Raw genomic sequence first — 8,025 nt, 5'->3', positions numbered from 1 at the left:
GCCGGAAGCCGGAGAACAGCGATGACACGCGCGCTGATCACCAACGACGACGGCATCGACGCGCCGGGACTGCACGTGCTCGCCCGGGCCGCTCGCGACGCCGGCCTCGACGTGACCATCGCGGCACCTGCCCGGCAGTCCAGCGGCTCCAGCGCGTCGATCGTCGCCGCCGAGGAGGACGGCCGGATCGCGATCGAGCGGCGTGAACTGGCCGGCCTCGACGGGATCCCCGCCTACGCCGTCCGCGGCGGGCCCGGCCTCATCGCCCTCATCGCCGCGCACGGGGCCTTCGGCGAGCCGGCCGAGCTCGTGCTGTCGGGCGTCAACCACGGCGCCAACGTGGGTCGCGCGATCCTGCACTCGGGCACCGTCGGAGCCGCGCTGACCGGCGGGCTGAACGGCGCGTGGGCCGTCGCCGTGTCCCTGGACGTCGGGATGAATCCGACGCAGTTCCACTGGGAGGCCGCCGCCGCCGCTGCCGTCGGAGTCCTGCCGTTCCTGCTCGAGCGCCCCCGCGGCACGGTCGTGAACCTGAACGCACCCAACGCGGCGGCGAACCGCGGAGTCGTCGAAGCGGCCCTGGCTCCGTTCGGCATCGTCCAGACCACTCTGAGCGAGAGGGACGCGGGCCACATCCGCCTGGCGGTCGAAGACCTGCCGAACACGCCCGAGCCGGGCAGCGATGCCGCGCTCCTGGCGGAGGGGTGGGTGACCCTCACCGGCCTCGACCCGGTGTCACAGCTGCCGCTCGGCTTCGACGGGTCCGAGGCATCCGCTCACCCGTCGTGACGCGCCGCCGCGCACGCCGCATGGCGACCGGGTGCGGAGGGACGGGATGCGGAGGCGGTCCGGCGGGAGCGCCGGAGGGCAGAAGCCGGCCGATTCGGGGCGGAAAAGGTGAAGGCCTCCCCACACCGTGGGGAGGCCTTCCAAGAATGTTTTGCGCGATTGTACGCTGGCTGCGATTAGCGGCGCAGTCCGAGACGCTCGATCAGCGACCGGTAACGGTTGATGTCGATGTCCTGGAGGTAGCCGAGCAGACGACGGCGCTGACCCACCATCAAGAACAGACCACGACGTGAGTGGTGGTCGTGCTTGTGCTCCTTGAGGTGCTCGGTGAGGTCCTTGATGCGCTGCGTCAGCATCGCGACCTGCACCTCGGGGGATCCGGTGTCACCGGGGTGCGTCGCGTACTCTTCGATGATCGCCTTCTTGGCATCGGATTCGAGTGGCATAGATGGGATCCCCTTTCTGGTCGTTGCGCGGCGCTCGACACCTGATGCGCGAGCTCTCTTTATCCGCGGCCGATCAAACGGCAACCTGAAGAGTCTACCAGCGAACGGATGCTGCGGCGAACGCCGCGTGTGTGCCCGGGTACGCTCGATTCCGTGCCCTTCCGCTCTCCCCGTCGAACGTCGGAGCGGACGGGAAGCGGCGACCGGGGATCGGGCATGAGCGGCGAGGCGCACCGCAGCCACCTCATCGACCTGCGGCCGTTCCGCGCCAGCCCCGCGTTCACCCGGATGTGGATCGGCTCGACGCTCGCCGGCCTCGGCGGGCAGCTGACGATCGTCGCGATCATGCTGCAGATGTACGACCTCACCGGGTCGACGTTCGCCGTCTCGATGATCGCCGTCGCGGGCCTCGTGCCGATGATCATCGCCGGCATCTACGGCGGCATGCTGGCCGACGCCTTCGACCGGCGCGCCGTCGCGCTGATCGCCGCCACCATCACCTTCGGCTCGACGGCGTTGCTGGCCGCCCTCACCTGGGCCGACCTCGAGACGGTGTGGTGGCTGTACGCGCTCAGCATCGTCAACTCCGCCGCCAACTCGATCGTGCTCGCCACCCGGCAGGCCATCGTGCCGCGCCTCCTCCCCCGTGAGCTGCTCGCCGCCGCCTCGGCACTGGGCGGCATCACCGTCGGCATCATGGTGATGGCCGGCCCGGCACTCGCGGGCGTGCTGGTGGCGCTCACCGGCTACGCCTGGACCTACACGCTCGACGTGATCCTGATGACCTCGCTGTTCCTCGGCCTGTGGACGCTGCCGGCGCTCCGACCCGAGGGCGAGATCGTGCGGCCGGGTCTCGAATCGCTGCGCGACGGCTGGCGGTTCCTGCGGCGGGCGTCGAACATCCGGCTCCAGTTCATCCTCGACATCATCGCGATGACCTTCGGTCAGCCGCTGTCGCTGTTCCCGGCCATCGGCGCCGTGCTGCTGGGCGGCGGGCCGATCACCACCGGCCTTCTCACCGCGTCGGTCGCGGCCGGCGCGTTCGCGTCGAGCCTGTTCTCCGGGCGGATCGGCGGAGTGCGCCACCAGGGGCTCGGCATCCAGAGGGCCATCCTCGTGTACGGCGGCGCCATCGCCGCACTCGGCCTCGTGCTCGCCGCAGCAGCGCTCGGCTGGTTCGCACCCACCGCCGTCGACGCCGACACGCCCAACGTGGTCCTCATCGGGCTCGCCTGCCTCGTGCTGGCGGTCTCGGGCGCGGCCGACAACATCAGCTCGATCTTCCGCAACACGATGGTGCAGGCTGCTGTCCCCGACGCCATCCGCGGACGCCTGCAGGGCATCTTCATCGTGGTGGTCGCCGGCGGCCCGCGGCTGGGCGCGCTCTACGCCGGAACACTCGCGACGCTCACCGCGCTGTGGTTCCCGCCGCTGCTCGGCGGGTTCATCATCATCGCTCTCGTCGCGATGCTCGTGCGCGCCAGCCCGCGCTTCCGCGCCTACGACGCCGAGAACCCCGTCCCCTGACCGGTGGCCGCGTCGTAGCCTGAGCGCCGCACATCGGCGGATTTCGGACGTCGCATCCCGCCCGGAGTCCCCGCGTCGGAGCACGCGCGTACCGTTGGTCCGTGACCTCGACCCGAACCGCCCCGGCCGTCCGCGCGGAGAACTCCGCCTCCGCCCGCTGGATCACGGTGCAGTTCGTGCTCGCCGGCATCGTGTGGGGATCCAGCTTCCTCTTCATGAAGGTGTCGCTGACCGGCATCTCCCCCGCCCAGGTCGCGTGGACCCGCATCCTGCTGGGCGCGCTCACGCTGGGCGCCCTCGTCCTGCTGCGCCGCGAGCACCTGTCGCGCAGCCTGCGCGTATGGGCGCACCTGCTCGTGCTGGGGCTCACGTTCTGCGTCATCCCGTTCCTGCTGTTCTCGTGGGCGCAGCAGCACGTCAGCTCGGGCGTCGCGAGCATCTTCAATGCGACGACGCCGATCATGACGGCGGTCATGGCGTGGCTGGTCTTCCGCGTCGAACGGCTCAAGGCCCTGCAGGTCGCCGGCATCGGGGTCGGCATCCTGGGTGTGATCGTGATCATCGCACCGTGGCAGGGCATCGCGTTCGACGGCAGCCTCGTCGCCGAGCTGGCGATCCTCGGTGCGACGGCGAGCTACGGCTTCAGCTTCGCCTACATGCGCCGCTTCGTGTCGAACACGGGGATGTCGGCGCTCGCGTTCACGTTCGGCTACATCGCGATGGCAGGGGCCGTGATGGCGCTGCTGACGCCGTTCCTCGTCCTGACGCCGGTGCGCCTCGACGCGTCCATCATCGTGAGCCTCGTCCTGCTCGGCTGCCTGGGCACGGGGATCGCGTACGTCTGGAACCAGAACACCGTGCGCGCCTGGGGTCCCACGCGCGCCTCCACGGTCACGTACATCACCCCGGTCGTGGGCGTCATCCTCGGCATCCTGATCCTGGGTGAGACGATCAGCTGGAACGAGCCTGTCGGCGCCCTCGTGGTCTTCCTGGGCATCCTGCTCGCGCAGGACCGCCTGCGCCGGCGACCGCGCTCCTGACGTACCCGGCCTCGCGTCAAGCCGCGGCGCGGCGCACGCGCCCCGGCGTCTCACCGGTGACACGCGCGAACGCGCGGCTGAACGCGGCCTCGGATCCGTAGCCGTGCGCGGCGGCGACCGCTGCGACGCTGCGGCCCTCGGCGAGCCCGACTGGACCACCGTGCAGCCGGTGTATCTGACCGACGACGACTCCGCCGAGCACTTCACGTCGACCGACGGCAGCATCCGCCGCAACAAGGTCGCCCGGCGCGGCGTGGCCGAGGTCCACGCCGAGCTGGTCGAGAGCGACGACCGGGTGCGGGAGACGGTGTCGGTCTCCGGCTGACTCCCGCCTGCGCACGCAGAAGAGCGGATGCCTCGGGTCGAGGCATCCGCTCTTCTGCGGTGTGCTGCGGCGCTGCACTTCTGCAGCCCTGCGGGTCAGTCCTGCTGGAGGGCGCCCTGGAGCTCGAGCGTGATGGTGACGTCCTTGCCGACGAGCACGCCGCCGGTCTCGAGCGCGGCGTTCCAGGTGAGCCCGAAGTCCTCACGGTTCACGACGGTCTTCGCGGTGGCGCCGGCCTTGTAGTTCCCCCACGGGTCGGTGCCGAAGCCGCCGAAGTCGAACTCGAAGGTCACCGGCTTGGTCACGCCGCGGATGGTCAGGTCGCCGTCGACCAGGAAGTCGCCGTCGGCGATGCGGGCGCCGGTCGAGCGGAACTCCATCGTCGGGTGGTTCTCGACGTCGAAGAAGTCACCGGAGCGGAGGTGGTTGTCGCGCCCCTCGTCCTTCGTGTCGACCGACGTCACGTCGACGCTCGCCTCGACCTGGGCGTCGAGGGGGTTCTCGGGGGCGACGAGCGTCGCGCTCTTCATGCCGAACGTGCCGCGCACCTTCGAGATCATCATGTGGCGGACGCTGAAGGTGACCTCGCTGTGCGCGGGGTCGAGCACCCAGGTGCCTGCCTTGTAGCCGGGAACGTCGATCGTGGTGGTGTCGGTCATGGTCGTCCTTCGTGTGGGGTGGATCACTGCAGGTGCGGCGATGGGCTCGATGGACGTCAACGCAGAACCGCGGCAGATCTATTCCAGTGAATGAAAGATTTCTCATGCGCGCCGTCGTGCATGAGAGCGCCCCGACATGACGAAGGGAGCGGATGCCGCGGCATCCGCTCCCTGAAACGTCCGGTGCGAGGGCTCTCAGCCGACCTTGATGAGGTCGATGACGAAGATCAGCGTCTTGCCGCCGAGGAAGTGGCCCCCGGCGGGGCCGTACGCGAGGTCCGGCGGGATGACGAGCTCGCGACGCCCGCCTTCCTTCATGCCGGGGATGCCGTCCTGCCAGCCCTGGATCAGGCCGCGGAGGGGGAACTGGATGCTCTCGCCGCGGTTCCACGACGAGTCGAACTCGTCGCCGGTCTCGTATTCGACGCCCACGTAGTGGACGGTCACGGTGTCGCCGGGCTTCGCCTCGGCACCCTCGCCCACGACGATGTCGCGGACGACCAGGTCGGACGGCGCCGGGCCGGCGGGTGCGTCGATCTCGGGCTTGGTGCGGTCGTCAGTCATGAGACCATCCAACCACCCCGCGCTCGCGGACGCCGGAGGATTTCGCCGTCAGGGGAACCGCCGCGGCTCTCTTGACAGTCGCGCAGGCCCCCGGCATCCTGGTCGCAGACCAACTCAGCGCTCGGTAGACACGCAGGCATCGCCGCGGCACCGAGCGCTGAGTCTTGCTGCGAGGGCCTCCGGCTCAGGGCGCGAACATCGCCGAGCGGGTCGCGGCGGTCTTCGCCAGCAGGTCGTGCTCCTCGACGGCCGCCTGCGGATCGCGCCCGGTGAGAGCACGCTGACGGGTCGCGGCGAGGGCCGTCGCGTCGGTGATGAAGCTCCTCATGAGAGCGGTGCGGTCGCCCCGGAGCGAGCGCGCCCACGCCAGCGCCGCCTTGCGGCCGGCGGGCGTGGCGAGCATGTCGACCTCCTGGGGAGTGAACCACCCGGCGGCGGCGTAGTCGCCCAGTCGGCGCCGGGTGAGGCGCGATTCCTCGCGTCGGAGCGCCACGATGCCGAGGACGAACCCGATGAAGAGCGGCACCTGGAGCGTCAGGTAGAGCACGAAGAAGTCGCCGAACACCGCCGAGCCGTTCCAGAACGCGTGCAGCGCGATGGCCCCCGCCAGCCCGAGCAGCCAGGGGCCGACCGCCTGTCCCGTCGAGAGTCCCCGACGGGCGGCGAGTCCGAGAGCGAAGCCCGTGACACTGGTGAACATGACGTGGGCGAAGGGCGACAGGATGCCGCGCAGGAAGAACGTCGTCGACGTCTCGGCCGGCCCGCCCTCGATGAAGCTCACCGCGAAGTACTGGATGTTCTCGGTGAACGCGAAGCCCGCGCCCACGAGTGCGCCGTAGACGATCCCGTCGACGGGGCCGTCGAACGCGCGGCGCGCGGTCGCGAAGATGAGGAAGACCCCCAGTCCCTTGGCGAACTCCTCGACCACGGGAGCCTGCACCACCGTCTGCAGCACTTCGCGGGCGCCTGTCGCGGGACCGAAGACCAGGGAGAGCACCAGATCGATGCCGAGCGCGATGCCGACGGCGGCGATGGCGCCCCACGCGACGGCCAGGACGAGCAGACCCTTCGGCTCGGGCTCCCAGCGATCGACGATGCGCACCGCGAACAGCACGCCGACGAGCGGCACCAGGGCGAGCAGCATTCCCAGCAGCGAGGCGCCCGGACCCAGCGCGTTCAGGAAATAGCCGACCAATGCGATGAGGATCAGCACCAGGATGCCGGCGATCCAGATGGATGCGCTGCGACCACCGCGGGCGACCACGGCAGTGGGGATCTGCACCGGGGCAGGCGACACGAGGCTCCGGCTAGGTTGGGGGCATGCGCTTCGCCCATGTCGTGCCACCGGAGTCGGGCGGGCCGAGGCTCGCCATCGTCCTGGGCGACGAGGCGGTCCTCGTCGAGGAGCTGTTCGCCGGAGCCCCGCGCACACTCGAGGAGCTCATCGACGGGGGCGACGAACTGCTCGCGCAGGTGAGGGATGCCGCAGGCCGAGGGACGCGGCATCCGCTCGACTCGATGCGCTACGCGTCGGCCGTCCTCGCGCCGCCGGTGATCCTCGCGATCGGGCTCAACTACGCGGCGCACTCCAGCGAACTGGGGTTGAAGACCGACTCCACGCCCACCGTCTTCGTGCTGTGGCCGAACTCGCTCGCCGGCCACGACCACACGACGACGTGGCCCCGGTCGCTCAGCGAGTCGGTCGACTACGAGGCCGAGCTCGGGGTCATCATCGGCACGCCGGCCAAAGACGTCTCACCGGAGGACGCGCTCGCCCACGTCTGGGGCTACACGGTGGTCAACGACATCACCGCCCGCGACATCCAGTACTCCGAGGCCCAGTGGTCGCGCTGCAAGTCTTTCGACGGCTTCACGCCCACAGGCCCCTTCGTCGTCACCGCGGACGAGGTGCCCGACCCCCAGGACCTGCACATCTGGACCGTCCTGGACGGCACGACGCTGCAGGATGCGACGACCGGCCAGATGGTTCGGCCTGTCGCCACCCTGATCTCGCACCTGTCGAGGTCGGCGACACTGCTCCCGGGCACGCTCATCTCGACCGGCAGCCCCGGAGGTGCCGGCTACTCGCGCGATCCGCAGGTGTTCCTGCGCGACCGGTCCACGGTGACGGTGGGGATCGACGGGATCGGGGCTCTCACGACCCACTGCCGCATCCTCGGCTGAGGACGAGAACCGCGGGCCCACCGGGATGCACGAGGGGCGGGCCCGCCGTGCGGACCCGCCCCTCGTTCGCGTTCAGCCGGACGCGGCGCCGGCGTCAGTTGCAGGTGATCGTGCCGCCGTTGTCGAGCGTCCACACGCCCGGGCCGAGCTCGCTGCACGCGGCGGCAAGGCCGCCGAGGACCACCGACACGATGATGATCGTGACGATGATCGCGACCACCATCAGCACCGCCGAGATGATGATCGCCGCCAGCGCCCAGCCGTTCTTGACGCCGGCCTTGCGGCTCTGCACGAGCGCGACGATGCCGAGTACGAGGGCGACGAGCTGCACGAAGAACGACAGCACGAAGGCGACGATGCCGAGCGTCTTGCCCGGCACGGGCGCGTCCGCCGGCGCGCCGTAGGCCGCGGGCGGAGCGGTGGGGTATGCGGGAGGAGCGGCCGGGTAGGCCGGCGGCGGCGCCGCGGCGTACTCCGGGGCCGCGTACTCG

At 70.4% G+C, this 8,025-nt stretch carries 11 protein-coding genes; 5 read left to right on the top strand and 6 right to left on the bottom strand.

Features of this window, described 5'->3' with window-relative positions:
- A partial coding sequence (surE, locus tag ACI3KY_RS19655) for a 5'/3'-nucleotidase SurE (protein ID WP_404931811.1) occupies positions 1 to 789 on the top strand: 789 nt, incomplete at its 5' end.
- Between the two features lie 176 nt (positions 790 to 965).
- Here surE and rpsO read toward each other — a convergent pair.
- A complete protein-coding gene (gene rpsO / locus ACI3KY_RS19650; protein ID WP_056121136.1) occupies positions 966 to 1,235 on the bottom strand; it encodes a 30S ribosomal protein S15 in 270 nt (89 codons plus the stop codon).
- A 216-nt stretch (positions 1,236 to 1,451) separates the two neighbouring features.
- On the opposite strand from rpsO, the gene ACI3KY_RS19645 reads away from it, so the two are divergent.
- Positions 1,452 to 2,762: an MFS transporter gene (locus tag ACI3KY_RS19645; RefSeq protein ID WP_404931810.1), complete on the top strand. Its 1,311-nt coding sequence runs from the start codon at positions 1,452 to 1,454 to the stop codon at positions 2,760 to 2,762.
- Positions 2,763 to 2,863: 101 nt separating this feature from the next.
- Positions 2,864 to 3,802 (top strand): DMT family transporter, encoded by a 939-nt coding sequence (locus ACI3KY_RS19640; RefSeq protein WP_404931809.1) that lies wholly within the window; start codon positions 2,864 to 2,866, stop codon positions 3,800 to 3,802.
- A 16-nt stretch (positions 3,803 to 3,818) separates the two neighbouring features.
- Here the strand turns inward: ACI3KY_RS19640 and ACI3KY_RS19635 are convergent, their stop codons facing one another.
- Positions 3,819 to 3,968 (bottom strand): helix-turn-helix domain-containing protein, encoded by a 150-nt coding sequence (locus tag ACI3KY_RS19635; protein ID WP_404931812.1) that lies wholly within the window; start codon positions 3,966 to 3,968, stop codon positions 3,819 to 3,821.
- Here ACI3KY_RS19635 and ACI3KY_RS19630 point away from each other — a divergent pair.
- Positions 3,906 to 4,127 carry a hypothetical protein gene (locus ACI3KY_RS19630; protein WP_404931813.1) on the top strand — a complete coding sequence of 74 codons (222 nt, stop codon included), beginning with the start codon at positions 3,906 to 3,908 and terminating at the stop codon, positions 4,125 to 4,127. The genes ACI3KY_RS19635 and ACI3KY_RS19630 overlap by 63 nt on opposite strands.
- A gap of 95 nt (positions 4,128 to 4,222) precedes the next feature.
- Here ACI3KY_RS19630 and ACI3KY_RS19625 read toward each other — a convergent pair whose 3' ends face one another.
- The 3 genes from ACI3KY_RS19625 to ACI3KY_RS19615 form a co-directional block, all read right to left on the bottom strand.
- Entirely contained in the window at positions 4,223 to 4,786 is a 564-nt protein-coding gene (locus ACI3KY_RS19625; RefSeq protein ID WP_194413915.1) for a YceI family protein, read from the bottom strand.
- Positions 4,787 to 4,981: 195 nt separating this feature from the next.
- Complete coding sequence (locus tag ACI3KY_RS19620) at positions 4,982 to 5,350, bottom strand: FKBP-type peptidyl-prolyl cis-trans isomerase (protein ID WP_404931808.1); 369 nt, start codon at positions 5,348 to 5,350, stop codon at positions 4,982 to 4,984.
- Between the two features lie 184 nt (positions 5,351 to 5,534).
- Positions 5,535 to 6,632, bottom strand: coding sequence for a PrsW family intramembrane metalloprotease (locus ACI3KY_RS19615; RefSeq protein ID WP_404931807.1), 1,098 nt, complete (start codon positions 6,630 to 6,632; stop codon positions 5,535 to 5,537).
- Positions 6,633 to 6,670: 38 nt separating this feature from the next.
- On the opposite strand from ACI3KY_RS19615, the gene ACI3KY_RS19610 reads away from it, so the two are divergent.
- A complete protein-coding gene (locus ACI3KY_RS19610) occupies positions 6,671 to 7,534 on the top strand; it encodes a fumarylacetoacetate hydrolase family protein (protein ID WP_404931806.1) in 864 nt (287 codons plus the stop codon).
- A gap of 94 nt (positions 7,535 to 7,628) precedes the next feature.
- Here ACI3KY_RS19610 and ACI3KY_RS19605 read toward each other — a convergent pair.
- Positions 7,629 to 8,025, bottom strand: a 397-nt coding sequence (locus ACI3KY_RS19605; protein WP_404931805.1) for a DUF4190 domain-containing protein, incomplete at its 5' end; no start/stop codon positions are given.

The organism is Microbacterium sp. ZW T2_14, assembly GCF_044987405.1.
Taxonomy (GTDB): domain Bacteria; phylum Actinomycetota; class Actinomycetes; order Actinomycetales; family Microbacteriaceae; genus Microbacterium.
The sequence above is the reverse complement of the archived record's forward strand: the minus strand, read 5'-3'. Positions and strand labels throughout refer to the sequence as shown.